Below are 26,190 nucleotides of genomic sequence, written 5' to 3'. Positions count from 1 at the left end.
GGGGTATAACAAAATTGACGGCAATTTACTGGCGCAGAATCGGCAAAGTGTAACTATGCTGAAACGGATCCAATAGAATCGACTGTCGCCCGAGGGACCGGCCATGCTTCCGATTTCAGTGCTTTGCAACATCGTAGAGTCCGGTTTCGAGCCACTGTCGTGCGAGTGCACGGAGAATCTCGGGCTGCTGCGCATCGAAGTCTTCGACTCCGTCACCGGGCGGGTGGAGCTGCTGATCAGTGGTGTCTCGACAGCCGAACTGACCAGCGTGCGCGCCATCTCTGATTTTATCGGCGAGTTGCGTACCGAGATGAAGGCAGGGCGCCGGGCGTTTGCGGGCTGATCGTTGCCGACAGGGTAAACACTGACCTGTGGCGAGGGGGCTTGCCCCCGTTGGGGTGCGAAGCGCCCCCAAAATGGTCCTTACGTTCATGTCCGGGAAACCGGGTAACGCTTTTAGGGCCGCTACGCAGCCCAACGGGGGCAAGCCCCCTCGCCACAAGTAATGGCTTGCCGCTCTATCTGCTTAGGAGGCCGGCGGCAACAGCTCATCAATCATCCGCAAGCAATGGTTCAACCCCGGAGAAACATCGCCCACCCGTCGGCTGAGGATGATCGGTGAGGTCGCGTTGTCTTCCAGCAAGGGTGTGAAACCGATGTCGTCGCGGTGCAGCAACTGCACCGAAGCCGGCACCAGCGTGACCCCGATTCCCGCCCCCACCAGACCGATCGCCGTTTGCAGTTCGTTGGTCCACTGCGCGACGTGGATGCTCACCCCGTAGGACTCAAACAGCGCGATCACATGGTCGGCGTAACTCGGCCGTGGATTGCCGGGGTACAGCACAAAGGGCTCCCTGGCCAGTTCCCGCAGGCTGATGGGGCCGGCGAGCAACGGATGGCCGGCGGGCAGGGCGGCGACCAGGCGGTCTTCGGTGAGCACGGTCTGGACGATGGCCGGGTCGTCGATGCGGATCCGGCCAAAACCGATGTCGATGCGCCCGGCCTTCAATGCCTGCACCTGTTGCAGAGTGGTCATTTCCGACAGGCCCAATTCCAGCTCCAGTGGTTCGCCACTGCGTAACCGGCGGATCAGTTCCGGCAGCACGCCATACAGTGTCGATGGCGCAAAGCCGATACCCAGCCAGGTCTTTTCACCCAGGCCGATACGCCGCGTGTTGTCGCAGACCTTGTTCAGTTGTTCGAGCAGGGCGGTGGAGTGCTCATGGAAAAACCGCCCGGCATCGGTCAGCTTCAGCGGGCGGCCGCGCTCCAGCAACATCACCCCCAGTTCGTCCTCCAGTTGCTGGATCTGCCGGCTCAATGGCGGTTGGGCGATGTGCAGGCGCTCGGCGGCGCGGGTGAAATTGAGGGTTTGAGCCAGCACCTGAAAGTAACGCAGGTGACGCAGTTCCATGGGGCCTCCGGATTTTCAATTGAATACCTTTAAGGTATCAAGCCAGACCAATTCTATATTGGCCGCCCGGAAAAAGCCGTATGAGAATCCGACTCAGAACTTCAAGAACCTGACGGGTATCGAAATGCTTGCAACCGCCATTGAGTCGATCGAGACGATCATCGTCGATCTGCCGACCATCCGCCCGCACAAGCTGGCCATGCACACCATGCAGAACCAGACCCTGGTGATCGTTCGCGTGCGTTGCGCCGACGGCATCGAAGGCATCGGCGAATCCACCACCATCGGTGGCCTGGCCTACGGCAACGAAAGCCCGGACAGCATCAAGACCAACATCGACACGCACTTCGCACCCTTGTTGATCGGCCAGGACAGCGGCAACGTCAATGCCGCCATGTTGCGCCTGGAGCGCAGCATCCGTGGCAACACCTTCGCCAAATCCGGTATCGAAACCGCGCTGCTCGACGCCCAGGGCAAGCGCCTTGGCCTGCCGGTCAGTGAATTGCTCGGCGGCCGTGTTCGCGATGCACTGCCGGTGGCTTGGACCCTGGCCAGTGGCGATACTGAGAAGGACATCGCCGAAGCAGAGAAAATGCTCGATCTGCGCCGCCATCGCATCTTCAAGCTGAAGATCGGTGCCGGCGAGGTCAATCGCGACCTGGCCCACGTCATCGCCATCAAGAAAGCCCTGGGTGACCGCGCCAGCGTGCGTGTCGACGTCAACCAGGCGTGGGACGAAGCCGTCGCAATACGTGCCTGCCGAATCCTCGGCAGCAACGGCATCGACCTGATCGAACAGCCGATCTCGCGCAACAACCGCGCCGGCATGGCCCGCCTGAACGCCATGAGCCCGGCGCCGATCATGGCCGACGAATCCATCGAATGCGTGGAAGATGCGTTCAACCTGGCCCGCGAAGGCGCGGCCTCGGTGTTCGCCCTGAAGATCGCCAAGAACGGCGGCCCGCGCGCCGTGTTGCGTACTGCCTGCATCGCCGAAGCAGCCGGTATCGCCCTGTACGGCGGCACCATGCTCGAAGGCGGCCTGGGCACGATGGCGTCGGCCCATGCCTTCGTCACCCTGAACAAACTGGCGTGGGACACCGAACTGTTCGGCCCGCTGCTGCTGACCGAAGACATTCTCAGCGAGCCGCTGGTGTATCGCGATTTTGAACTGCACGTGCCGAAAACACCGGGCCTGGGCCTGAGCCTGGATGAAGAGCGCCTGGCGTTCTTCCGTCGCGACAAGACCACTCATCAAGCCTGAGGAGAGCATTATGCTGTTTCACGTAAAAATGACCGTGAACCTGCCGGTCGACATGAATCCGGAGGCGGCGGCCAGACTCAAGGCTGACGAAAAAGCCTTGGCCCAGCGCCTGCAAGAGCAGGGCAAGTGGCGTCACCTGTGGCGCATCGCCGGGCACTACGCCAACTACAGCGTGTTCGATGTCGACAGCGTTCAGGAACTGCATGACCTGCTGATGCAATTGCCATTGTTTCCCTACATGGCCATCGAAATCGACGCGATGTGCCGGCATCCTTCTTCCATCCGTGACGATGACCGCTGAGCTTCGCCTGTTCAGCTCGCTACGCCCATAATTACAAGATGAGGAACCCTGAAAAATGAACGTCAAGATTTCCCACACTGCCGAAGTCCAGAAATTTCTCGAAGAAGCCAGCGGCCTGCTCAACGACGCCGGCAATCCACGGACCAAGGCGCTGGTCTACCGCATCCTGCGTGATTCGGTGAACATCATCGAAGACCTGGCCGTGACCCCGGAAGAGTTCTGGAAAGCCGTCAACTACCTCAACGTGCTGGGTGCGCGCCAGGAAGCCGGGTTGCTGGTGGCCGGTATTGGCCTGGAGCATTACCTCGACCTGTTGATGGACGCCGAAGACGAGCAGGCCGGCAAGACCGGCGGTACCCCGCGCACCATCGAAGGCCCGCTGTACGTAGCCGGTGCGCCATTGTCCGAGGGCGAGGCGCGTCTGGATGACGGCGTCGATCCGGGCGTGACCCTGTTCATGCAAGGCCGCGTGTTCAATACCGCCGGCGAACCCCTGGCCGGTGCCGTGGTGGACGTCTGGCACGCCAACACCGGCGGAACCTACTCGTACTTCGATGTCTCGCAGTCGGAATTCAACCTGCGTCGCCGCATCGTGACCGACGCCGAAGGCCGTTACCGCTTCCGTAGCATCGTGCCGTCGGGCTATGGCTGCCCACCGGACGGTCCGACCCAGCAACTGCTCGATCAACTGGGCCGTCATGGCCAGCGCCCGGCGCACGTGCACTTCTTCATTTCCGCGCCGGATCATCGCCACCTGACCACCCAGATCAACCTCGACGGCGATCAGTACCTGCACGACGATTTCGCCTACGCCACCCGCGACGAACTGATCGCCAAGATCACCTTCAGCGACGATCAGCAGCGCGCGGCGGCCCATGGCGTGAGCGGTCGCTTTGCCGAAATCGAATTCGACTTCACCTTGCAGTCGTCCGCCCAGCCTGAAGAACAGCAGCGCCACGAACGGGTCCGCGCCCTGGAGGACTGATCACCCCCGACCCCGGTAGGAGCGAGCCTGCTCGCGATGGACGTCAACGATGACGCTGGGTGCCTGATGCCCCGCGGCGTCCTCGAGTCCATCGCGAGCAGGCTCGCTCCTACAAGTGTTTCGGTTCTAGAATGAACTGAAGCAACTCATAACAACAACGAGAGTGACCTGATGATGCAAGCGCAACTGTTGAGTCAGCGCAGCCGGGTGTTCGACCATGCCGACCCTTACGCAGTGTCGGGCTACGTCAATCAGCACGTCGGTAACCACTGCATTCTCATGCCCCGTGCCGGCAGCCCGCTTGCCAGCCTTGATCATCGCAAGTTCGCCAGCCTCGACCTGTGCCGCATCAGCTACGGTGCCAGTGTGCGCGTGACGTCCGGTGCGCTGGACAGCATTTATCACCTGCAAGTGCTGCTGCGCGGCAACTGCCTGTGGCGTGGACACGGCCAGGAGCATTACTTCGCCCCCGGCGAATTGTTGCTGATCAACCCCGACGATCCGGTGGACCTGACGTACTCTGCCGATTGCGAGAAATTCATCCTCAAGGTCCCGACCCGCTTGTTTGAATCGGTCTGCGATGAGCAGCGCTGGCGCTATCCGGAGCAGGGCGTGCGGTTTCTGGAAAACCGTTATCAGCTCAATGAACTGGAAGGTTTCGTCAACCTGTTGGCAATGATCTGCCAAGAGGCCGAATCCACCGAGCAGATCCCCAGGGTGCAGGAGCATTACACGCAGATCATCGTCAGCAAGATGCTCAGCCTGATGAGAACCAACGTCAGCCGCCTCGAGCTGGGCTCGCAGGCAGCCACGTTCGAAGCGATTGCCGATTACATCGCCAACAACCTCAAGCAGGACATCGACAGCGAAGAACTGGCGCGCCAGGCCCACATGAGCTTGCGTTCGTTGTATGGATTGTTCGAACGCAATGCCGGCCTTACGCCGAAAAACTACCTGCGCCAGAAACGCCTCGAACGCATCAACGCCTGCCTGAGCGACCCGACCTGCAACGTGCGCAACATCACCGAAGTGGCCATGGACTACGGCTTCCTGCACCTGGGACGGTTCTCCGACAGCTATCGCAAGCAGTTCGGCGAATTGCCGTCCGATACTCTCAAGCGCCGGTATTGATGCATTCAACATTGATGTCTCCTGATCCGACGCCATCGCGAGCAAGCTCGCTCCCACAGGGATTTCGGTTGAGCGAAAAAATCGCATCCAGCCAATAACACTGTGGGAGCGAGCTTGCTCGCGATGGGGCCGGCACATTCACCATTGTTGGCGCCTGACACACCGCCAGTGACTGCACAAAACGGATAAAGCTCTGCACCCCGCGGATAGTCCGCCCCATTGCCCCGTCCTAGCATGACCCCTGCCTGAACAATAACAATGGAGGCGGTGGCCATGACCCTGCGACCCGAATATTTGCATTCCCTGCTTGAAGACGATCCCGAGCAGGGCCTCTATCGCTGCAAGCGCGAGATGTTCACCGACCCGCGTCTGTTCGATCTGGAGATGGAACACATCTTCGAAGGCAACTGGCTGTACCTGGCCCATGAAAGCCAGATCCCCAACATCAACGATTTCTACACCACGACCATGGGGCGCCAGTCGATCTTCATCGCGCGCAACAAGGACGGTGTGCTCAACGCCTTCATCAACGCCTGCAGCCACCGTGGCGCGACCCTGTGCCGGCACAAGTCCGGCAACAAGAGCTCCTACACCTGTCCGTTCCACGGCTGGACCTTCAACAACTCCGGCAAGCTGCTCAAGGTCAAGGATCCGGCCAACGCCGGTTATCCCGCGAGCTTCAACTGCGAAGGCTCCCACGACCTGACCCGCGTCGCGCGGTTCGAGTCCTATCGCGGCTTCCTGTTCGGCAGTCTCAAGGCCGATGTCCTGCCACTGGTTGAGCACCTGGGCGAGTCGGCGAAGATCATCGACATGATCGTCGACCAGTCCGCCGATGGCCTGGAAGTGCTGCGCGGCTCCTCCAGCTACATCTACGAAGGCAACTGGAAACTCACCGCCGAAAACGGCGCCGACGGCTACCACGTCAGCTCCGTGCACTGGAACTACGCGGCCACCCAGAACCAGCGCAAGCAGCGTGAAGCCGGTGACGCCAACCCGACCATGAGCGCCGGCAGCTGGGCCAAGCAGGGCGGTGGTTTCTATTCCTTCGACAAGGGCCACATGCTGCTCTGGACCCGTTGGGCCAACCCCGAGGACCGTCCGCTGTACGAGCGTCGCGATGAGCTGGCGCAGGATTTCGGCAAGGCTCGCGCCGACTGGATGATCGAGAATTCGCGCAACCTGTGCCTGTACCCCAACGTGTACCTGATGGACCAGTTCAGCTCGCAGATCCGCATCGCCCGGCCGATCTCGGTCAACCGCACGGAGATCACCATCTACTGCATCGCCCCGAAAGGCGAGAGCGACCACGCCCGTTCCAGCCGGATTCGCCAGTACGAGGATTTCTTCAACGTCAGCGGCATGGCCACGCCGGACGATCTGGAGGAATTCCGTTCCTGCCAGACCAGCTATCAGGGCAGCGTCACCACCTGGAACGACATGTCACGTGGCGCCGAGCACTGGATCGAAGGTGCAGACGAAGCCGCCAAAGAGATCGACCTGCACCCGCTGCTCAGTGGCGTGCGCACCGAGGACGAAGGCCTGTTCGTGCTGCAACACAAGTACTGGCAGCAGACCATGCTCAAGGCCCTCGCCGCCGAGCAATCGAAACTGATCGCCGTGGAGGACGTGCAATGACGATTTCCCATGACACCGTGCGCGACTTTCTCTACCGCGAAGCGCGTTACCTCGACGACCGCCAGTGGGACGAGTGGCTGGAGCTGTACGCCCCGGACGCGACGTTCTGGATGCCGTCCTGGGACGACAACGACGAATTGACCGAGGACCCGCAGCGGGAAATCTCGCTGATCTGGTACGGCAACCGCACCGGCCTGGAAGACCGTGTCTTCCGCATCAAGACCGAGCGCTCCAGCGCCAGCGTGCCGGACACCCGCACCTCCCACAACATCAGCAACATCGAGCTGCTCGAACACGCCGACGGACTGTGCAAGGTGCGCTTCAACTGGCACACCCTGAGCTTTCGCTACAAGACCGTCGACAGCTATTTCGGCAGCAGTTTCTACACCCTCGACGTGCGCGGTGAAAACCCGTTGATCAAGGCCAAGAAAGTGATCCTGAAGAACGACTACGTTCGTCAGGTCATCGATGTTTACCACTTGTGAGGCTGGCGTCATGACCCATTCCATTGCGTTCAATTTCGAAGACGGCGTCACCCGTTTCATCGACGCCAACGTGGGCGAGACCGTGGCCGATGCCGCTTACCGCCAGGGCATCAACATCCCGCTGGACTGCCGCGACGGCGCCTGCGGCACTTGCAAGTGTTTTGCCGAAGCCGGCCAGTACGAATTGGGCGAGGAGTACATCGAAGACGCCCTCAGCCCTGAAGAGGCCGCGCAGGGTTTTGTCCTGACCTGCCAGATGCGCGCCCAGAGCGATTGCGTGGTGCGCGTACCGACGTCCTCCGAGGTCTGCCGCACCCGTCAGGCCAGCTACGACGCGACCATCAGCGCCGTGCGCCAGCTGTCCGACAGCACCATCGCACTGTCGATCAAGGGCGAAGCCCTGAGCAAACTGGCGTTCCTGCCCGGGCAGTATGTGAACCTGGGAATTCCCGGCAGCGAACAGACCCGCGCCTACTCGTTCAGCTCGTTGCAGCGCGATGGCGAGGTCAGCTTCCTGATCCGCAACGTGCCCGGCGGCTTGATGAGCAGTTTCCTCACCGGCATGGCCAAGGCCGGCGATTGCATGAGCCTGGCAGGTCCCCTGGGCAGTTTCTACTTGCGTGACATCCGTCGGCCGCTGTTGCTGCTGGCCGGTGGCACCGGGCTGGCGCCGTTCACCGCGATGCTGGAGAAGATCGCCGAGCAGGGCAGCGATCATCCGCTGCATCTGATCTACGGCGTGACCCACGATTTCGACCTGGTGGAAATCGACCGCCTCGAAGCCTTTGCCGCGCGCATCCCCAACTTCACCTTCAGCGCCTGTGTCGCCAGCCCCGAGAGCCAACATCCGCTCAAGGGCTACGTGACCCAGCACATCGAGCCAAAGCATTTGAACGAGGGTGACGTCGACGTCTACCTGTGCGGCCCGCCGCCGATGGTCGAGGCCGTCAGCCAGTTCATTCGCGAACAAGGCATCGCGCCAGCGAACTTCTACTACGAAAAATTCGCCGCCAGCGCGGCATAACCTTCCGTTCGCCAACCCCCCTGTACCTGTAGGAGCTGCCGAAGGCTGCGATCTTTTGATTGTGTTTTTTACAAACCAGGATCAAAAGATCGCAGCCTTCGGCAGCTCCTACAGGGAAGGCGTTGGCGGGAGCATGAGGATGACCATGAACAGATTTCACGAAAAAGTCGCGCTGATCACCGGCGCTGCCCAGGGCATCGGGCAGCGGGTGGCCGAGCGCATGGCCGCCGAAGGGGCGAAGCTGATCCTGGTGGATCGTTCCGAACTGGTGTTCGAAGTGCAGCAACAACTGGCCGCGACCACTCAGGTGTTGGCCCTGACCGCCGACCTTGAGCAATACGACGAATGCAGCCGGGTGATGCAAACCGCCGTCGAGCGTTTCGGGCGCCTCGATGTGCTGGTCAACAACGTCGGCGGCACCATCTGGGCCAAACCGTTCGAGCACTACGAGGCTTCGCAGATCGAGGCCGAGGTCCGCCGTTCGCTGTTCCCTACCCTGTGGTGTTGCCATGCCGCGCTGCCGTTCATGCTGGAGCAGGGCAGCGGGGCGATCGTCAACGTCTCTTCCATCGCCACCCGCAGCCTCAACCGCGTGCCCTATGGTGCGGCAAAGGGTGGGGTGAATGCCTTGACCGCTTGTCTGGCGTTCGAAACCGCCGGTCGTGGCGTGCGGGTCAATGCCACGGCGCCTGGCGGCACTGAAGCTCCACCGCGACGCATACCCCGCAATGGTGCCGGGCAGAGTGAGCAGGAAAAACTCTGGTACCAGCAGATCGTCGACCAGACCCTCGACAGCAGTCTGATGAAACGCTACGGCACCCTGGATGAGCAGGCGGGGGCTATTCTGTTTCTGGCCAGCGACGAAGCGTCCTATATCACCGGCATGGTCATGCCCGTGGGCGGCGGCGATCAGGGCTGAGGCGAGCGACGAACAACCCCATCGGCAAACGGAGTCATGGTGATGAGTGACAAACCCACGATCGTGCTGGTCCATGGTTTCTGGGGCGGTGCCGCCCACTGGAACAAGGTCATCGCCAAATTGCTCAGCCGGGGTGACACGCACATTCGTGCCGTCGAATTGCCGCTGACTTCATTGGCTGATGATGCCGAGCGTACGCGCAAGATGGTCGCCCAGGTGCCCGGTCCGGTGCTGCTGGTGGGGCACTCCTATGGCGGCGCGGTCATCACTCAAGCGGGGGATTTGCCGAATGTGGTCGGGCTGGTGTACATCGCCGCGTTCGCCCCGGACACCGGTGAAAGTCCCGGCGGCATCACGCAACGGCACCCGCCTGCGGCAGCGGCCAACCTGATGCCAGATAGCGACGGTTACCTGTGGGTCAAGCCCGAGCTCTATCACGAGAGCTTTTGTCAGGACCTGCCGGCGACCGAAGGGTTGGTCATGGGCCTCACCCAGAAAGCGCCGCTGGCGAGCACCTTTGGCGACACCATTGGCACGGTGGCCTGGAAGAACAAGCCATCCTGGTATCAGATCTCGACTGCAGACCGGATGATCGCGCCACAGAACCAGCAATGGATGGCCGAGCGGCTCAACGCCCGGGAGATCCTGACCTTGCATGCCAGCCATGCGTCCCTGGCGTCGATGCCCGCCGAAGTGGCGGCCTTGATCGACAGGGCAGCGACGGCGTTGGCCAGGGTTTAGGGTCTACAGGCGCCGCACAAAGGCGCTGACGATACTGCGCATGGCGTCGCTGATGTTCAGGTTGTGTAGCGCATCCAGCGGGTGCCAGATGCACTCGGTGATTTCGTTCAGCGGCCGCATTTGCTCAAGGTTCAGCACCGACACCTCGAAGACGTGGTGTCGGGTGCCGTCCGTTTCCAGCTCCAGCACGTACATCAACTCGTCGACCCGCAGGCCGGTTTCTTCCCACAGCTCGCGCACGGCTGCATCGGCTGCGCTTTCACCCCGTTCGAGCTTGCCGCCGGGCAGCGTCCAGCGACCTCCTTGCTTGCGTACCAGCAGTACATGCCTGTCCTGCTCGCAGATGATGGTTGCGCGTACTTTCATGGGTTACCCGTTGCCGTTGTCATGAAACAGGCATGGAACTGCAGCGCTCGGGCCTTCGCCGCGATTGCGCTGCCATCGGAGTAGTTTGAGCTGCCAATGTGACGAAAAGTGCCACCGAAACAGGGAATTTCCATGGCGACGTCTGGTCGGTATTTTGGAGAAGGGCGGGTGTAAGGTAAACAAGTCAACCTGATAGCACTGCCCAGGAGGAGGTGACCATGAGCGTTTCGATGCTGAACAAGATGCACATGAACGGCTATGACGTACTCAGCGTGAACAACGGCCCCTGGCGGGTATGCACCCAGGGTGACCGGCTTGGCTCGTTCAACAGTCGAGAGGAGGCACTGGCGTTTGCCGCGTCACTGCCCGGCTACAGGGCTCGTGCCGGCAAGCCTGCAGGCAGCCATCAAACAAAATGACGTCAATCTCCTGTAGGAGCGAGCTTGCTCGCGATGGACGTCAACGATGACGCGCCCTGTCTGAATGAACGCGTTGTCCGGACGTTTATCGCGAGCAAGCTCGCTCCTACAGTGTTAATAGCCCCCACCTCCACTGGGCCGGGAGGGTTCCCGGGCCTTTAGCTGCGTGTGACTCCATTCCGCGCAAGTCATGAAGCTCTTGTGGTCGACCATGCCGCGGCCATCGAAACTGACGTTGTACGCCTGCTGATGGCCGGCCTGAGTCAGTTTGTAGTCAAAGCAGGTACCGGCTTCAACGGTACGATCAGTCACCGCCAGTGGCTGGCCGCCGATTTGCCGGACTTGCTCCCGGGTCATGCCGGTGTCGACTTTCGCCACCAGCGGCTGGTCCTGATAGATCGAGTTGGTGCTGCAGCCTGCCAACGCGGTCAGTACGGCGACCAGCGTGAATAGAGGCCTGTTCATGGCAGCGCTCCCGCTATTGAGCCTTGTTGCGGCTAATGACCTTGGCTTTCACTTCCTCGGCATAGCCGGCCAGTTTTTGTTCATCACCCTGAAACAAAGCACACAGTCTTTGCACGGCTTGCGCGTCGCCTTCGCTGCCAAGCTCGCGCAACCGCTGCTCAATGCGCAAAAGCTCCACCGCCGACCAGCGCAAATCTGACGCAAGCCCTTGCAGGTCACGCCGAAGTTCCTGTTCCGAATCGTTAAGCCACATGATGACCTCCTGAACACTGCATTCCGCAATGTTAGACCCGTTTACCGGACCGGATGTTGTGTTCGTCTGAGTCAGCGGGGTTTCCTTTGGTCGGGAAAAGCGAACAGGACAATGCGCTGTCCCGCTCTAGTGCCGGTGTTCTCACGCCAGGATGACGTCAAATGACAACCTGCAAGGAACTAACGGGGCAAAGTGATATCAATGACTCGCCGAATTGTCGGGATGGATGTACGGTCGACGGCAAGCTACATTTTCTCTTTTCGAATTTAAGGAAGCAGCATGCGGATGTTGATGGGGGGAGTCGCGCTGGCATTGCTGGGCGGATGTTCGTTGCCGGCGTCGCTGGTACCGGGCGAGCCGAATGTCAGCAAGCACAGCGAGAAGACGCCAAAAGAGTATGCGGCGTGCGTTTTGCCTGCTTGGCAGAAGGAAGTATCGAATACGACCCAGGTGTCGATTTCCAACGGCTACCGGATCACCGCACCGAGCGTGATAACGGCCGATGAAGTGCTGGATATCGTGAAATACAAGGATGGCAGCCGGATTTCGCTGTATCAGGGGCCACCCTGGGCCAAATCCGGCGACCTGCGCAAAATCGTGCGCGACTGCCTGTAAGTGCGAGAGGGTGAAAATCGGTCTCCGACTGTTTTTCGCCTGAACCGAGAAAAACCGGATGCCTGGCGTGCATCCGGTTTTTTTATGGTTCATCACGTAATTCCGGGAAAATGTATATTTCGTAATCTGTGCCGTCAGTCTGAAAGGTTGGTCGCAGGAATGATCTGCTCACTGGCCTGGGCGCTGCTTTTCCTTTCCCGACGCTCATTCATCCAGCTTTCCACCTTCACGCCGAATTCTGCCGGGGCCTTGCGTCCGAATTTCCTGGCGATGTCGAGGATGGTTTGCTGGGCGAGGGCCTCTTCCATGCGTTTTTGCGCAACCATCATCGCCCCATGAACTGCACAAGGACCGTCCAGTGCCCAGGCCGGCGGGGAGCCGTCGAACACTGCGCAACGGCCACGGATCTCCCGACAATCGAAGATCGACTTGCGGCCGTCGATGGCGTTGACGATATCCAGCAGGGTGATTTCGTCGGCGGGCCGGGCCAGCTTGAAGCCTCCGCGCATGCCTTCGGTGGCGACCACCAGTTTGCCTTTGGCCAGCTTGGTGAAGATTTTCGCCAGATAGTCCAGGGGAACACCTTGCAGTTCGGCCAGGTCGCGCACACTCGCTTCACGCGAGTCGCCACCGTTGCCGACGAGAAAAAGCAGGCAGTGGATGCCGTACTCGACACCTGCGCTGTAAAGAGACATACAAATCTCCGACTTGATTAGTCGCCAATTCTAGCAGCCGAGCCTAAGCCAGGCAACGAATCGTCGCGTCCTTAAATTTTTTTGTCCGCTCGAAAAATCCTTGTCACGCACGTTCTTGAGGCTTTTTTGCCGAGGCATCGACGGGTTCGATGGCCGTCATCAAAAAAACGGGTTGCAGGATTTAACTAGGATCAATACAGTCGTAGTTATTCGAGCGGCACAGGTCGGCGATTCTCGAAAAACACCGACCTCATTGCCGGCTCCTGATGAGCGTGACTCACAACCCTTGTTTATCCCCTGGAGTTAAAGATGAAACAGCACATTCTGGTGATCGGCGCAGGTTTCGGTGGCATGTGGACCGCTTTGAGTGCCACGCGCCTGTTCGATATTCACGGCCACAACGACGTTGAAGTGACCGTGCTGGCGCCCCAGGCCGAGCTGCGTGTGCGTCCGCGCTTCTACGAACCGAACGCCCATCAACTGGCTGCGCCGATCGGAGATCTGTTCGATGCTGTAGGGGTCAGGTTCATCAAGGGCGCGGCGCAGACCATCGATGTCGAGCAAAAACAGGTCGGCTATGTCGATGCCGCCGGTGCCCGACAAGTCTGCAGCTACGACAAACTCGTTCTGGCCACCGGCAGCGGCCTGGCTTCGCCAAACACCCCGGGCGTGGCCGAACATGCGTTCGACGTCGACCAGATCGAACAGGCGGTGCGCCTGGAAAACCACCTCAAGGCGCTGGCCAATCAGCCCGAAAGCAACGCACGCAACACGGTGGTGGTGGCCGGTGGCGGTTTCACCGGGATCGAAACGGCGACTGAACTGCCGACCCGCCTGCGGGCCATCCTCGGCGACCGTGCCGACATCAATGTGATCATCGTTGACCGTGGCGATAAAGTCGGCGGCTCGATGGGCGAGGAAATCGCCGAATCGATCGTCGAGGCCAGTGTGGCGACCGGCGTGAAATGGCACCTGAAAGCCTCGGTTGTGTCGGTCGATGCCAACGGCGTCACCCTGTCCGACGGTGCGCGTATCGATGCCAGGACCGTGGTCTGGACCACCGGCGTTCGCGCCAGCACCCTGACCGAACAGATTCCGGCCGAACGCGATCGCCTGGGCCGCCTGCATGTCGACGCCCACCTGAAAGTGATTGGCCAGGACGACATCTTCGCCACCGGCGACGTGGCCTACGCAGCCAGTGACGAGATCGGCAACTACGCCCTGATGACCTGCCAGCACGCGATTTCGCTGGGTCGTCATGCCGGCAACAACGTGGCGGCGCAGATCCTCGGAGTCGACCCGACGCCGTACAGCCAGCCCAAGTACGTGACCTGCCTCGACCTCGGCGCCTGGGGCGCGGTCTACACCGAGGGTTGGGACCGCCAGGTCAAGTTGATCAAGCATGAGGCCAAGGCATTGAAGACCCAGATCAACACCCAGTGGATCTACCCACCGGCGGCTGATCGTGTCACTGCACTGGCTTCGGCGGATCCGATGATTCCCGTGGCCTGATTGATTCGAACATCGCGTCTGAACAAAACAATCCCGCTCGGGTTCGCCGAAGCGGGATTTTTTACGTCTCGATTGCCTGCGTGAAATTAACCGTGTATTTTTTCATGAAATTAAAAATACAAAATTTCACGAGGCCGTATGTTTCAGCAATCCACCCGGCATGTCGCCAGTTACTACGCCCATAGCTGCGCCGATCGACTGGTCAATCGAATCGCACTGGAAGGAGAGCAAGACACTGAAGTGCTGATCATCGGGGCCGGTTTCAGTGGATTGCACACGGCGTTGCGCCTGGCGCTGGCCGGCAAGCGCGTGACCCTGCTCGAAGCCAGCCGGGTGGCCTGGGCCGCGTCCGGGCGTAATGGCGGACAGGCGATTCTCGGCTGGTCGTGCGACATGCCACCGCTGGAAGCGGCGCTGGGATACGAGCGGGCGCGGCGATTATGGGACGGCATGCGCTGGGCTGCGCGCGAATTGCGTGATCTGCCCGGCCGCCATGAATTTGATTGCGACTACCGCGCCGGCCATCTCTGGACTTCGGTGATGCCGCGGCGAGTGGGGCTGCTGACCGAGTGGCAGCACGAGGCCAGCCACAAGTGGGGTCACGACAAACTGCAATTCATCCCCCGGCAACAGCTGCCGGAATGGGTGGCCAGCGAGCGTTATCAGGCCGGCCTGTTCGACCCTGAGGGCGGGCATTTGAATCCGCTGAAACTGGCCCTGGGCCTCGCGGAGGCGGTTGAGCGGGCTGGCGGCCGTATCTACGAGCAAAGCAAGGCGCTGAGTTATGGCGAGGAGGGCGAAGGCTTTGTGGTGACGACCGAGCGCGGTCGTGTTCGCGCCGATGTGCTGGTGCTGGCGTGCAACGCCTACCTCGATCGACTCGACCCGCAATTGGCCAGTTGCGTGTTACCGGTCGGCACCTATCAGGTCGCGACCGCGCCACTCACCAAGGACCAGGCCACTGCGTTGCTGCCGAGCAACGTGTGCGTGACCGACAATCAGTTCGTGCTCGATTATTTCCGCCGCACCCCGGATAACCGCTTGCTCTTCGGCGGCGGTTGCACTTACCTGGGCGGGATGCCCAAGGACATCGCCGCGGCGACCCGGCCGTTCCTGGAGCGGGTGTTCCCGCAACTCACGGGCGTCGAGCTTGAGTTTGCCTGGGGCGGACACATCGACCTGACCCTCAAGCGCACGCCGGATATCGGGCGCCGCGGTGACCTGTACTGGATGCAAGGCTATTCCGGGCATGGCGTGCTGCCGACACTGGCAGCAGCACGGGCGGTGTCCGACGCGATCCTCGGTCAACCCGATGAACTGTCCCTGTACCAGGGCCTGAACAACGGCAGTTTTCCCGGCGGCAAATACCTGGCCGCGCCGCTGGAAGCCATCGGCAAGGCCTGGTATCGACTGCGCGACAGTATTTGAAGCGACACTTTCTGGAAGCCTCTTGATGGACATGCAAGAAGAAATCTCGGCGCTGGCGATCCTGATCCAGGACCTGCGCAAGCACAAGAAGTACACCCTGAAGGAACTGGCGGACAAAATCGGCCGCTCCGTCGGCTTTCTGTCCCAGGTCGAGCGCGGCCTGTCGCGCCCGACGGTGGCGGACCTGACCGCGATCAGCGAAACCCTCGGCGTGCCGACCACCTATTTCTACAGCCTGCCCAAACCCATGGCGTTGTCCTGGGTCACCCGCCCGGACGAGCGCCGCACGCTGTACTACGCCGACGGCATCACCGACATCCTCGTTTCGCCAAAAATGCGCGCGTCGTTCTCGATGCTGGAAAGCCAGCTCGAACCCGGCGCCAGCAGCGGTGACCGGCACATGAAGGACAGCTCGGAGCAGGGCGGTTATGTCCTCGAAGGGCAACTGACCCTGTGGCTCGACAACAACGAACCGGTGACCCTGCATCCCGGCGACAGCTTTCAACTGGCCAGCCATGCGCACTGCCGCTACGGCAACCTGTCCGACCAACTGACCCGCGTGCTTTGGGTTTACACCTGATAACAACAAGGACCAAAACGATGGATGCCGTGTGCTCTGAACTGCTGGCCGAAGTTCGCAACTTCCGCCACTGCAACCCCGAAGTACGTTATGTCGACCTGATCTCCCTGGACATTCCGGGGCATTTCTACGGCAAGCGCTACCCGATCGAGATGCTGGAGAAAGTCGCTGCCGGCAGTGCACTGAAACTGCCGCAAAACTGCGTGCTGCTCGGCACCCAGGGTGGGCTGTTCAAGATTGGCGACTACTGCTTCAACGATGGTGACCCGGATGCGCTGCGGCGTTTGGTGCCCGGTACCTTGAAGCTGGTGACCTGGGAAAAGCAGCCCTTGGGCCAGATGCTGATCACCTCCGACGGTACGGAAAAACCCATCGAATTCGAACCCCGTGAAGTGCTGGCCCAGGTGTTGAACCGCCTGCACCGTAAAGGGATTTTTCCGGTGGTGGCCTTCGAGCTGGAGTTTTACCTGTTCGACAGCCGCTTGAAGGACGGCTTGCCACAGTTCCCCCGTGATGAGCTGACCGGCGACGCCGATGATCAACCGAACATGCACATCGAACGCTTGTCGCGCTTCGCCCCGGTGCTCGATGAAATGGTCGAGACCGCGCGAGCCCAAGGCATCGATGCCACGGTGATTACCGCCGAACTCGGCCCGGGTCAGTTCGAAATCAACTTCGGCCATTGCGATGACGGCCTGCGCGCCGCCGACTGGGCAGCCCTGTTCTGCCGCAGCACCCGAGGCGTGGCGCTCAAGCACAACCTGCGCGCCAGCTTCATGGCTAAACCTTACCTGCAACACCCCGGCAGCGGCATGCACGTGCACGTCAGCCTGTATGACCAGGCCGGCAACAACCTGCTGGCGGCGAATGGTCAGCGGGCGCTGCGCCATGCCGTGGCCGGTTGCCTGGAGGTGTTGCCGCACTGCATGCCGATCTTTGCCCCGAACCACAATGCCATGCGTCGCTTGAGTGGCACGGTGAACGTCGCGTCTCGCGCCAGCTGGGGCTTCGAGGATCGCGATGCGTGCTTGCGTATTCCGGAGTCGGACGTCAAGAACCTGCGCATCGAACATCGCCTGGCGGGCGCCGATGCCAACCCGTATCTGGCGTTGGCGGCGATCCTGGTGGGCTTGGAGCAGGGCCTGGAAGGGGAGCGCGAGCCGATTGCACCGCTCAACGAAGACCGCAGCAGTGGCATCGATTTCCCGTTGGAAATGCTCGAAGCGGTGCAGTCCATGCAACATCATTCAGCCGTGCGCGAAGGCTTGGGGGCGGAGTTTGTGGACGTCTATTGCGAAAACAAACGTCAGGATCATCTGGCATTTCTGCATGACATCAGCGCGCGGGAGTATCGTTGGTTCTTGTAGTCGCCCTTAGAAAATATGTGGATATATAAGGGCTTAGAGCGTTTAGTAACTGGATAGTGAATAAAAATATCTTGTTACAGGCCGAAATATTCCGTAATATCCGCGCCGCGTTCACCACCACGGTTTATGCATTTTTAAGTCCCGGGCGTCCATCAGCTGCCCGGGATTTTTTTTGCCTGAAATTTGGTGTGCATGGCGAAGCCAGCTCGGAAGCCAATTGTTTTTCAGAGACCCTACCCGTATCTGCAGTCATGGCATTCAGAGTTTCGGCCTCGACGCTGTGACGAAATCACCGCATTAATTAGGGCATGATTGGGGCTGCGGCAAATGCAGCGGGGTCTTGATCGGGTATTCGGGGCTGCCGTAGGCGTAGCAGGAGGTGGTGAGCTGAAGCTCGTCGCAGGGCAGGAAGTGCACGGTGAGGCCGCAGGTTTTTTGGCCGGTGTAGTCGGGAATTGGCACGACTTTGCTGTGCTTGCGCTTTTGGGCATTCACTTTTTGCTTCCAAGCAAAGTACTTGGGCCTATCAGCAAAACCAGGGAAATCATCGGAATAAGCCACTCCTGTCTCCCAATCAACCCGCACCGTCATCCCCGGCTTCCAGCGAGCCGGTGCAATGTAACAACACCCCCCACCGCCACCTTGGTATGGGCCAATAATGTCGATACCCGACCGACCATCCACGCTGAATCGATTGATGGCCCAATGGGTGTGATTGACGGCTTCGAGAGAACTGGCCTCGGCGTTTTGCAGGAGCAGGGCCGTAGCCAAGCCCGCTAGAACCCGGATCTGCAGGCGACACGCATTGCGACGGGACATGGTTTTTGATCCTTTTACCGAGTGTCGAACCACCGAGTCAGGCCTGTGCATCGTCTGCCTCGCCGAGCTTGCTGTAAAAGTCTTCCCAGATGGCGTCGATGGCCTGGTGGACCTCAGCCAGCTGTTGGGCATCCATGACGGGAGGTCCTGCCGCCACGGCAGGTGCATAGGCTGGCAGTGGCATGCCGCTCGCCAGCATTGCCGCCTGCATTTCGGGATTGAGCGCCAGTTCCCTGCGGCTGGCTTCACCGAAGAACACCATGCGTTCGCGAAAATAGCTGCCCAGCGGTTCGCGCCCGAACGAATAAAGGAACCAGGCGCGAGAGTCGTGGACTTGATCATCGAACAGTGCACGCAGCAGTCCCGCCGGCTGATTGGCATTGCGGCTCTCGTCGACATTGCCACGGCTTTTTTCGTCCCAGTGATTGCGTTCGCGTTCCGGAGGTGGAAACAACTCGCTGACCCTGGCTCGACCGGCGGCCTTCATCTGCCGGCATTCGACCCGCGCATCGGCGGTGATGATGCGCAGGACGGCTACAGACGGGGCGTTGGCCGGTAGTACTCGGCTCAGACTTGAGGCCAGGTGATCGGGGTCGTGGTAGTTCGCACGGAACTCCTCGGCTGCTTCGCGCAGTTGGGTTCTTGCGATATCCGGATCGAAACTCGGGAGTCCGGGCGCCAGGGGCGTTTTCGGCGTGCGCCCGTTGCGTTCGCGGGCGCGTTGTTGGAGGCGGTTTTTTTCGATGTCCGCCTGGGCTTTTTTACGCTGGGTCTCGGCGGTGGCTCGTGTGTCGGGATCAGCGTGGGTATCGCTCGCGTCTAGATAGAAAGCGGTCTTTCTCAGACTGGCAAAGGCATAGCGGTCGATGCGCCAGGCGGTGATCCAGCCGAGTTGTTCGCGTACGGCCTGTTCGAGGGTAATGGTGGATGGTAGCGGTTCGTATCGCTCTGTTTGATCGGTGGGTAGCGGTTGATTTACAGATGGTAGTCTCAGCGTTAGTTGGCGCCAGGCGTTGAAGCGTGTGACCAGACTTGTAGAAACATCAAACTGTTGTGCCAAATCATCTTCCATAGCCCGCCAGAGCTCATCGCGTAATTCGATTGGCAATGTATTTTTCGGTACTTTGAAGGGGGCCCCGAAAGCGAAGGCATCGCCATACAAATCATTCAGCGCGATCTGCGACAGCAACAAACCATCGCCTTCAATGCTGTCCTTGTTACCAGCCTTGCCTTGATCCCCCGGCGGGTAGCCCCCACCCTGATCGGAATGCACACCCGGATAGATCACTTCCACACTATTGACCGGGTACACACCGCTCTCACGCCGAATCGATTCCAACGGAAAACACAATCGCTGCTCATGACTGGCCACAAGGTGCAAACAGCGCTTGACCAGTCCGCCACCGGGTAACTCCTGATTGCCATCGGCCCAGCTCATATGACCGTTCGCGACCGGTACGATATCGGCGAAGCCCACCGAGGCCACGGTGTCCAGCAGCCCCAGGTACTCCACGCTGACGGGAAGCTCCAGATCGTCCAGCTTCAGTGCTGGCGTATAACGCATCAGCTCGTTCAGCCAACTGACAAAGGCCCGCGCCGCCGCCGCGCCACGGGAAAAACCATAGACAAACAGCTTGATACCCAAGAGTTTCGAGATACCGGGCTGCGGCTGGCTCAAGGCGAAGTGCAGTGGTTTTTCAATGGCCTTGAGCTGCTTGCGAAACTCGACGCGGCGGTTCGTCTGCCCCGTCGCCCACTCCATGCCCGGTACCGTGCCCATGGCCTTGACCGCCGCCAGCAGACTGGCGTCGTCCAGCCGTGGCTGGCCCAGCGCGCGACGCAGGGCATCGATGATCATCAGCAAGCCCCAGTTGATCCGCTCCTCGCCGTACCAGGCGCCGGCCAAACCCAGCATGGTGTAATCCAGATCGCCGACTTCCGCAAAAGGCGTCCCCACACCGGGCATGTAGTACTTGAAGTACTGGCCGTAACCCGTGCCCGCGGCATCGGTCAGCCGCTGGGAGGTGCTGTCGCGGTGGCCGGTGCCGCCGGCATGGCCGTCGCCAATAGTCGCGCGAAACAACCGGGCAATATTGGTCGGGTGGGGGGGAGTGGATTCGTACAGGTCATTGTTGAGGTTATTGCCGGTGCCGTCGAAGAACAGGCTGATATGCAAGGACTTGCAGCATGGCAGCATCACACGACGACCGGCTGCCACGGACAGGGCATCCTGATAGTCACGTTCCTGTTGCCTATGGCGCGATATGTTTTGCTGAACCTGGTGTGCCCGACGGGGCAAACGACCCTCCAGCGGAAATGGCGGCGGATAGCAGACGCTGGCATGTTTCACTTCGGACATGACTGAGGCTCCGGCAAGTGCAATGGGGTTTTGATCGGGTATTCGGGGCTGCCGTAGGCGTAACAAGAGGTGGTGACCAGGAGGTCATCGCAGGGCAGGAAGTGCACGGTGAGGCCGCAGGTTTTCTGGCCGGAGTAGTCCGGGACGGGGACTATTTGGCTGTGTTTGCGTTTTTGAGTCCTTATTTGTTCTGCCCAAGCGTCGTATTTAGCTTCATCGGCAAAACCGGGAAAACCGTCGGGATAGGCCACCCCAGTCTCCCAATCAACACGCACCGTCATCCCCGACTTCCAGCGCGACGGCGCGCTGTAACAACACCCCCCACCCCCGCCCTGGTACGGCCCAATGATGTCGATCCCCGAACGACCCTCAACGCTGAATCGATTGATGGCCCAGTGGGTGTGATTGACGGCTTCAAGCGTGCCAGCCTGGGTGCTTTGAGCGAACAACGTACCGACCAGAACGCAGAACAAGGACAGCGGATACGTAGCGGATGACAATCTCGGCATAAGCCGTTCGACGTGATGGGTGAAGGGGTGGGCAAGGCGTTTGCTGCCGGGGAGGGCGAGGACATCGGGACCATGGTCGAGGTTACGGCCCCAGCGGTTGAGGTGGCTGTCATCGAAGAGGGTGGACAGTTGGGTGAGCATGGTCAGGCCTTCCTGGTCTGAATGGGGGCGAGCAGGAAGAGCTGCGTTAGCGCCCCGGTCCTGGGGCTGCATAGCTTTGGCGAAGTTGATTTAGTTACAAATAGGACGTTTCCGTGTGCTTTGTAGGATGCATCCGGTAATTAGCCTGCTACGTTGTTGCAGGCTTAACGCCTGAGGAGCTGCGCGCCTTTCAGAGCCCTCCCTCGATGATCAGTCGAGAACTATCGCTCCTGACGGAGCGATAGTCGAAATACAAGGAGCTGCCGCAGGCTCCGATTCTTTTTGCCGTCCAACGGTGATTACTCCGCAGGAAAAAAGATCGCAGGCTTCGCCAGCTCCTACAGGGATGCACGTCTCACCCTTTGTAGGAGCTGCCGCAGGCTGCGATCTTTTTGCCGTCAAATGCTGATGACTAAGCAGGTACGCTGACGCGCGCGTTCATTTTCATCAGCCAGTAATAACTCACCGCCGGCACCAGCAACCCGACAACCCACGCCAGATCCACCCCGTCCAGCGCCGTGACCACCGGGCCGACGTACAGCGTGGTGTTCATGAACGGAATTTCCAGGGCGATCGCCAGCAGGAAACTGCCGCAGGCAATCCGGTTGACCCGCCCGTAGATCCCGTCCAGGTCGAAGATGTCGTCAATCCGGTACTGCCCTTTGCGCAGGCAGTAGTAGTCCACCAGATTGATCGCCGTCCACGGGATCAGGAAGTAGCTCATGAAGAAGATGAAGTTCAGGAAGAAGTTGATGAAGTCGTCCTGACTGATGGTGCACAGGGCCGTGGCCACCAGGCTGATCAGCAGCATGAACACACCGCGCACCCGCGGCGTCACCTTGAGTCGGGCGAAAGGCTCGATCACGGTGATGGTTGACATGAACGCGCCGTACAGGTTGAACACGTTGATCGACACCTGGCCATAGACGATGAAGGCGAACAGCAGCACCGCACCAGTGCCGAACAAACCGGCGACATGCCCGCCGACGTTGCTGGAAAAGTCGCCGATGCCGACGCTCAGGATCGCCCCGAGAATCATCATCCACGCACCACCGCTGACCGTGCCGGCGTAGCTGTACCAGAACACCTGGGCGGTCGGCGTATTGCTCGGCAGGTAGCGCGAGTAGTCGGCGACGTAAGGCGCGTAGGACAGTTGCCAGGTCACGGCGATGCTCACCGCCACCAGGAACTTCGACAACGAGAAGCCGGTCGGCAGCCATTGTTCGGCCGGGATCGGCAACTGCAAGGCGAGCACCGTGGCGGCCACGAACACCACCAGCGACAGGATCGACAGCAGCTTCTGCAAACGGTGAATCAACCGATAGCCATAGAGAGCGACGACGAAGCACAACGCGCCGATCAGGTAGATGTTGCCGGACATCGGCAGCGGGCTGACGGACTCCAGCGCCTGGGCCGCGAGCAAGGTGTTGCTGACGAAGAAGCCCAGGTAAATCAGCATCACGAACAGCAGCGGCAACACCGCCCCCAGCACGCCGAATTGCGCCCGGCTCTGGATCATTTGCGGAATGCCCAGCTTCGGTCCCTGGGCCGAGTGGGAGGCCATGAAAATCGCCCCCAGCAACGAGCCGACGATGATCGCCAGGGCGCTCCAGAACAGGTTGAGCCCCATCACCACCGGCAACACGCCGGAGGCGATGGTGGTGATGTTCATGTTGGCGCCGAACCAGATATAGAACAGCGAACCCGGCTTGCCGTGGCGTTCGGTTTCGGGGATGAAATCGATGCTTCTTTTTTCGACTTGCATGGCGATCACTCCTGAGTCCGGACGAGACGGGATTGCAGACGGGCGATGGTGCTTTGCAGCTCATGGGGCTGGTGGGCAAACAGGTCCGGGCGCTCGGGGATCAGGCTCAGGTAGTCGCGCTGTTCCAGGGCGCGCAGGCATTCGGTCGTGGTGAGGATTTCCAGCGAGTAGACCCAGTTGGCCATGATCAGCAGGGCCGAATAATGCCCGGCCTCGGTGGTCGTGGTGCAGGCATCGCTGACCAGGCGTACGCGATAGCCCAGGGCAAAGGCATCGAACACGCTGGTCAGTACGCAGACGTCGGTCAACACGCCGCAGACGATCAGCGTGTCGACCTCCATGGCCCTGAGTCGGGCATCGAGGTCGGTGCGGTGAAAGGCACTGTAACGGCCCTTGTCGATGATCAATTCACCGGATTGCGGTGTCAGCGACTCGATGATTTCCACTTGCCGGGTGCCGGCGCGGTAACCGCCGGGGCCACCGTCGGCGGCCAGGGGTTCGCCGTGGGGCAGGTCACTGCCGTCGGCCTGATTGATGTGGCGGGTATAGATGACAGGCATCCGCTGATGGCGGGCGCTATCGAGCAGGGTGGCGGTATGGGCGAGCACCCTATCGAAGTTTTCCAGGACGAAAGCGTCCTCCTGCTGCATGTCGATGATCAACAGCGCGTTGTTATTGTTCATTGGGCAAACCTGATCAAAGGCGAATACAAGACACCGCACGCGCCAGGCCATGGCGAGACGCGGGGTGCGTGATTGGCTGTTCGGGTGGGCTCAGTGAACTATTTGCCAGAAGCCGTTCTGCTTGGCCGAAACGCTGGCGCGCAGACGCTTGAAATGCAGGTGCGAGGCGGTCCATTCACCGCGCAGATAAGCCCGCGCGGCGCCGGAGGGGAGGGCACGTGATGGGAGACGATCAGTGAACATGGAAATCGACCCCCTGTAGGAGCGAGCCTGCTCGCGAAAAACTCTGGACAACGCGTTCATTCAGATGGCCCGCGTTATCGTTGGCGTCCATCGTCGGAACGCCGCCCGGAGCAAGCTCGCTCCTACAGTTGATGTCGCAGGGCGGCGCAATCAGCGGAACGCTGGCACCACATGCTTGATAAACAGCTCCAGGGATTTTTTCTTCTCCGCGTGGGGCAGGCTGTTATCGCACCAGAAGCTGAATTCGTCCACGCCCAGTTCCTGGTAGTACTTGATGCGCGGAATGATTTCTTCCGGGGTGCCGATCATGGCGGTCTTGTGCAGGCTCTCGAGTTCGAACTCGGGGCGACCGGCGAACTTCTCTTCCGGACTCGGCGCGAGGAAGCCGTTGACCGGGGTGGTCTTGTTGCCGAACCAGGCATCGAAGGTGCGATAGAACTTCGAGATCGCCTTGGCCCCGACTTTCCAGCCTTCTGGATCGTCAGCGGTGTGCACGTGGGTGTGACGCAGCACCATCAGTTGCGGGCGCGGCACGTCCGGGTTGTTGTCCAGGGCGGCCTGGAATTTGTTCTTCAGGTCGAGGACTTCCTCGTCGCCTTTCATCAGCGGCGTGACCATGACGTTGCAGCCGTTGGCCACCGCGAAGTTGTGCGAGTCCGGGTCGCGGGCGGCGATCCACATGGGCGGGTTCGGCTGCTGGATCGGCTTGGGCACGCTGGTGGAGGTGGGGAATTTCCAGATGTCGCCGTCATGGGCGTAGTCGCCGTTCCACAAGGCCCGCACCACCGGAACCATTTCCCGCAACGCCTGGCCGCCGGAGGAGGCTGGCATGCCGCCGGCCATGCGGTCGAACTCGATCTGGTAGGCGCCACGGGCCAGGCCGACTTCCATGCGGCCGTTGCTGATCACGTCGAGCAACGCGCATTCACCGGCCACCCGCAGCGGATGCCAGAACGGCGCGATGATGGTGCCAGCACCGAGGTGAATGGTAGTGGTCTTGCCCGCCAGATAAGCCAGCAACGGCATCGGGCTCGGCGAAATGGTGTACTCCATGGCGTGGTGTTCGCCGATCCACACGGTGCTGAAACCACCGGCTTCGGCCATCAGCGTCAGTTCGGTCAGGTCTTCGAACAACTGGCGGTGGCTGACGCTTTCGTCCCAACGTTCCATGTGTACGAACAGGGAAAACTTCATGACGCTTACCTCGGATCTTTTGTTGTTGGCCTGTCGACTGCGGGCCTGTTGATTATTGGTATACCATAATATGTATTGAGGGGCAAAAGATCGCAGCCTTCGGCAGCTCCTACAACGAGATGCGTTGCCCCCTGTAGGAGCTGCCGCAGGCTGCGATCTTTCCAATGGTCAGGCCAGGACGGGCAGGGCACCCATCTTGCCGTGGCAATACACCAGTGGCCCGCTGCTCTGTTGGGGCACGATCAGGTTTTTCACCGCGCCGACCATGATGGCGTGGTCGCCGCCTTCGTATTCGCGCCACAACTCGCACTCGATGACCGCCGTGGCGTTGGCCAGGATCGGGTTGCCCAACTCGCTGAGCGTCCACTCGATCCCCTGGGCCTTGTCCTTGCCTTTGCGCGCGAAGGCATAGGCTTCGCTTTGCTGGCCGCCGGAAAGCACGTGGATCGCAAAACGTTTGTTCCTGATCAGGACCGGGTAGGAGTCGGAGCTGTAGTTGGGGCAGAACAGCACCAGGGCCGGGTCCATCGACAACGAGCTGAAGGCGCTGGCGGTCAGGCCGACGATTTGCCCATCTTCATCCAGTGTAGTGATCACGGTCACTCCGGACGGGAACGAGCCCATGACTTGTTTGTAGATGGCGGCATCGATCATTGGACGGTCCTCGGGTGGTGTGACGCGTTTTTATGTGTTTGTAGGTCTGATGGTATACCGTAATACATCGATTGCAAGGTCTTTTTGAGGGAACCGATAAACGTACGGCTGTCGTCGGAAGCCCAATGATTACGGGGCTATTAGCTAGCAAATGTGGGCGTGAATCGGGCAGGATACCGGATCAGAGGCTTGTTCAAAGACCGGATCAGTCTTGTTTAAAG

The 26,190-nt window shown here is 60.4% G+C and carries 30 protein-coding genes; 17 read left to right on the top strand and 13 right to left on the bottom strand.

The annotated features are described in order from the left end of the window. The first annotated feature begins 103 nt into the window (after nt 1-103). Nucleotides 104-343: a DUF1652 domain-containing protein gene (locus tag CD175_RS10105; protein WP_104448772.1), complete on the top strand. Its 240-nt coding sequence runs from the start codon at nt 104-106 to the stop codon at nt 341-343. 183 nt (nt 344-526) lie between these two features. Here the strand turns inward: CD175_RS10105 and CD175_RS10100 are convergent, their stop codons facing one another. Next, on the bottom strand, nt 527-1,414 hold the full coding sequence (locus tag CD175_RS10100; protein WP_104448771.1) for a LysR family transcriptional regulator: 888 nt from the start codon (nt 1,412-1,414) through the stop codon (nt 527-529). Between the two features lie 124 nt (nt 1,415-1,538). Between CD175_RS10100 and CD175_RS10095 the strand changes: the two genes are divergently transcribed. From CD175_RS10095 to CD175_RS10055, 9 genes are all read left to right on the top strand, one after another. Beyond that, complete coding sequence (locus CD175_RS10095; RefSeq protein WP_167399512.1) at nt 1,539-2,678, top strand: muconate cycloisomerase family protein; 1,140 nt, start codon at nt 1,539-1,541, stop codon at nt 2,676-2,678. 10 nt (nt 2,679-2,688) lie between these two features. Continuing rightward, nucleotides 2,689-2,979 (top strand): muconolactone Delta-isomerase, encoded by a 291-nt coding sequence (catC, locus tag CD175_RS10090; RefSeq protein ID WP_007978984.1) that lies wholly within the window; start codon nt 2,689-2,691, stop codon nt 2,977-2,979. A 55-nt stretch (nt 2,980-3,034) separates the two neighbouring features. Beyond that, on the top strand, nt 3,035-3,964 hold the full coding sequence (gene catA / locus CD175_RS10085) for a catechol 1,2-dioxygenase (protein ID WP_104448769.1): 930 nt from the start codon (nt 3,035-3,037) through the stop codon (nt 3,962-3,964). Between the two features lie 171 nt (nt 3,965-4,135). Continuing rightward, nucleotides 4,136-5,095 carry an AraC family transcriptional regulator gene (locus CD175_RS10080; RefSeq protein ID WP_104448768.1) on the top strand — a complete coding sequence of 320 codons (960 nt, stop codon included), beginning with the start codon at nt 4,136-4,138 and terminating at the stop codon, nt 5,093-5,095. Between the two features lie 273 nt (nt 5,096-5,368). Then, nucleotides 5,369-6,733, top strand: coding sequence for a benzoate 1,2-dioxygenase large subunit (benA, locus tag CD175_RS10075; RefSeq protein ID WP_104448856.1), 1,365 nt, complete (start codon nt 5,369-5,371; stop codon nt 6,731-6,733). Beyond that, a complete protein-coding gene (gene benB / locus CD175_RS10070; protein WP_104448767.1) occupies nt 6,730-7,218 on the top strand; it encodes a benzoate 1,2-dioxygenase small subunit in 489 nt (162 codons plus the stop codon). Before benA ends, benB begins: the two co-directional genes overlap by 4 nt. A 10-nt stretch (nt 7,219-7,228) precedes the next feature. Next, nucleotides 7,229-8,242, top strand: a complete 1,014-nt coding sequence (gene benC / locus CD175_RS10065; RefSeq protein ID WP_104448766.1) for a benzoate 1,2-dioxygenase electron transfer component BenC — start codon at nt 7,229-7,231, stop codon at nt 8,240-8,242. A gap of 145 nt (nt 8,243-8,387) precedes the next feature. Further along, the gene (locus tag CD175_RS10060) at nt 8,388-9,161 is read left to right on the top strand and encodes a 1,6-dihydroxycyclohexa-2,4-diene-1-carboxylate dehydrogenase (protein ID WP_104448855.1); all 774 of its coding nucleotides are present in this window, start codon (nt 8,388-8,390) and stop codon (nt 9,159-9,161) included. Between the two features lie 42 nt (nt 9,162-9,203). Then, nucleotides 9,204-9,902 carry an alpha/beta hydrolase gene (locus tag CD175_RS10055; protein WP_104448765.1) on the top strand — a complete coding sequence of 233 codons (699 nt, stop codon included), beginning with the start codon at nt 9,204-9,206 and terminating at the stop codon, nt 9,900-9,902. A gap of 3 nt (nt 9,903-9,905) precedes the next feature. Here CD175_RS10055 and CD175_RS10050 read toward each other — a convergent pair whose 3' ends face one another. Then, nucleotides 9,906-10,268, bottom strand: a complete 363-nt coding sequence (locus tag CD175_RS10050; RefSeq protein ID WP_104448764.1) for an NUDIX hydrolase — start codon at nt 10,266-10,268, stop codon at nt 9,906-9,908. Between the two features lie 218 nt (nt 10,269-10,486). Between CD175_RS10050 and CD175_RS10045 the strand changes: the two genes are divergently transcribed. After that, nucleotides 10,487-10,687 carry an SPOR domain-containing protein gene (locus CD175_RS10045; RefSeq protein ID WP_102701582.1) on the top strand — a complete coding sequence of 67 codons (201 nt, stop codon included), beginning with the start codon at nt 10,487-10,489 and terminating at the stop codon, nt 10,685-10,687. 114 nt (nt 10,688-10,801) lie between these two features. Here CD175_RS10045 and osmE read toward each other — a convergent pair whose 3' ends face one another. Beyond that, nucleotides 10,802-11,152, bottom strand: a complete 351-nt coding sequence (osmE, locus tag CD175_RS10040; protein WP_104448763.1) for an osmotically-inducible lipoprotein OsmE — start codon at nt 11,150-11,152, stop codon at nt 10,802-10,804. A 13-nt stretch (nt 11,153-11,165) separates the two neighbouring features. Further along, nucleotides 11,166-11,405 carry a hypothetical protein gene (locus tag CD175_RS10035; RefSeq protein WP_104448762.1) on the bottom strand — a complete coding sequence of 80 codons (240 nt, stop codon included), beginning with the start codon at nt 11,403-11,405 and terminating at the stop codon, nt 11,166-11,168. Nucleotides 11,406-11,684: 279 nt separating this feature from the next. On the opposite strand from CD175_RS10035, the gene CD175_RS10030 reads away from it, so the two are divergent. Further along, nucleotides 11,685-12,020, top strand: coding sequence for a hypothetical protein (locus CD175_RS10030; protein ID WP_102701579.1), 336 nt, complete (start codon nt 11,685-11,687; stop codon nt 12,018-12,020). A 134-nt stretch (nt 12,021-12,154) separates the two neighbouring features. Here CD175_RS10030 and CD175_RS10025 read toward each other — a convergent pair whose 3' ends face one another. Beyond that, nucleotides 12,155-12,715, bottom strand: a complete 561-nt coding sequence (locus CD175_RS10025; RefSeq protein ID WP_104448761.1) for an RrF2 family transcriptional regulator — start codon at nt 12,713-12,715, stop codon at nt 12,155-12,157. 309 nt (nt 12,716-13,024) lie between these two features. On the opposite strand from CD175_RS10025, the gene CD175_RS10020 reads away from it, so the two are divergent. The 5 genes from CD175_RS10020 (at nt 13,025) to CD175_RS31045 (ending at nt 17,886) form a co-directional block, all read left to right on the top strand. Continuing rightward, nucleotides 13,025-14,227 carry an NAD(P)/FAD-dependent oxidoreductase gene (locus CD175_RS10020; RefSeq protein ID WP_104448760.1) on the top strand — a complete coding sequence of 401 codons (1,203 nt, stop codon included), beginning with the start codon at nt 13,025-13,027 and terminating at the stop codon, nt 14,225-14,227. A 138-nt stretch (nt 14,228-14,365) separates the two neighbouring features. Continuing rightward, on the top strand, nt 14,366-15,655 hold the full coding sequence (locus tag CD175_RS10015; RefSeq protein WP_104448759.1) for an NAD(P)/FAD-dependent oxidoreductase: 1,290 nt from the start codon (nt 14,366-14,368) through the stop codon (nt 15,653-15,655). Between the two features lie 25 nt (nt 15,656-15,680). Further along, on the top strand, nt 15,681-16,235 hold the full coding sequence (locus CD175_RS10010) for a helix-turn-helix domain-containing protein (RefSeq protein ID WP_104448758.1): 555 nt from the start codon (nt 15,681-15,683) through the stop codon (nt 16,233-16,235). A 20-nt stretch (nt 16,236-16,255) separates the two neighbouring features. Further along, on the top strand, nt 16,256-17,602 hold the full coding sequence (locus CD175_RS10005) for a glutamine synthetase family protein (protein ID WP_095967701.1): 1,347 nt from the start codon (nt 16,256-16,258) through the stop codon (nt 17,600-17,602). A gap of 56 nt (nt 17,603-17,658) precedes the next feature. Next, nucleotides 17,659-17,886 (top strand): hypothetical protein, encoded by a 228-nt coding sequence (locus CD175_RS31045; RefSeq protein ID WP_146094566.1) that lies wholly within the window; start codon nt 17,659-17,661, stop codon nt 17,884-17,886. 13 nt (nt 17,887-17,899) lie between these two features. Here CD175_RS31045 and CD175_RS10000 read toward each other — a convergent pair whose 3' ends face one another. The 8 genes from CD175_RS10000 to CD175_RS09970 form a co-directional block, all read right to left on the bottom strand. Beyond that, nucleotides 17,900-18,421 (bottom strand): Tli1a family immunity protein, encoded by a 522-nt coding sequence (locus CD175_RS10000; RefSeq protein WP_104448757.1) that lies wholly within the window; start codon nt 18,419-18,421, stop codon nt 17,900-17,902. Between the two features lie 37 nt (nt 18,422-18,458). Then, nucleotides 18,459-20,780 carry a T6SS phospholipase effector Tle1-like catalytic domain-containing protein gene (locus CD175_RS09995; protein WP_104448756.1) on the bottom strand — a complete coding sequence of 774 codons (2,322 nt, stop codon included), beginning with the start codon at nt 20,778-20,780 and terminating at the stop codon, nt 18,459-18,461. Further along, on the bottom strand, nt 20,768-21,289 hold the full coding sequence (locus tag CD175_RS09990; RefSeq protein WP_104448854.1) for a Tli1a family immunity protein: 522 nt from the start codon (nt 21,287-21,289) through the stop codon (nt 20,768-20,770). The genes CD175_RS09995 and CD175_RS09990 overlap by 13 nt, the downstream gene beginning before the upstream one ends. 553 nt (nt 21,290-21,842) lie before the next feature. Next, entirely contained in the window at nt 21,843-23,195 is a 1,353-nt protein-coding gene (locus CD175_RS09985; RefSeq protein ID WP_104448755.1) for a purine-cytosine permease family protein, read from the bottom strand. Between the two features lie 5 nt (nt 23,196-23,200). Beyond that, nucleotides 23,201-23,878 carry a cysteine hydrolase family protein gene (locus CD175_RS09980; protein ID WP_104448754.1) on the bottom strand — a complete coding sequence of 226 codons (678 nt, stop codon included), beginning with the start codon at nt 23,876-23,878 and terminating at the stop codon, nt 23,201-23,203. A gap of 90 nt (nt 23,879-23,968) precedes the next feature. Continuing rightward, complete coding sequence (locus tag CD175_RS31320; RefSeq protein ID WP_167399511.1) at nt 23,969-24,121, bottom strand: hypothetical protein; 153 nt, start codon at nt 24,119-24,121, stop codon at nt 23,969-23,971. A 150-nt stretch (nt 24,122-24,271) separates the two neighbouring features. Beyond that, nucleotides 24,272-25,315 carry an LLM class flavin-dependent oxidoreductase gene (locus CD175_RS09975; RefSeq protein ID WP_104448753.1) on the bottom strand — a complete coding sequence of 348 codons (1,044 nt, stop codon included), beginning with the start codon at nt 25,313-25,315 and terminating at the stop codon, nt 24,272-24,274. Nucleotides 25,316-25,483: 168 nt separating this feature from the next. Continuing rightward, nucleotides 25,484-25,969 (bottom strand): flavin reductase family protein, encoded by a 486-nt coding sequence (locus tag CD175_RS09970; protein ID WP_007976207.1) that lies wholly within the window; start codon nt 25,967-25,969, stop codon nt 25,484-25,486. Nucleotides 25,970-26,190: the final 221 nt, after the last annotated feature.

Source organism: Pseudomonas laurylsulfatiphila (assembly GCF_002934665.1).
GTDB classification, from domain to species: domain Bacteria; phylum Pseudomonadota; class Gammaproteobacteria; order Pseudomonadales; family Pseudomonadaceae; genus Aquipseudomonas; species Aquipseudomonas laurylsulfatiphila.
The sequence above is the reverse complement of the archived record's forward strand: the minus strand, read 5'-3'. Positions and strand labels throughout refer to the sequence as shown.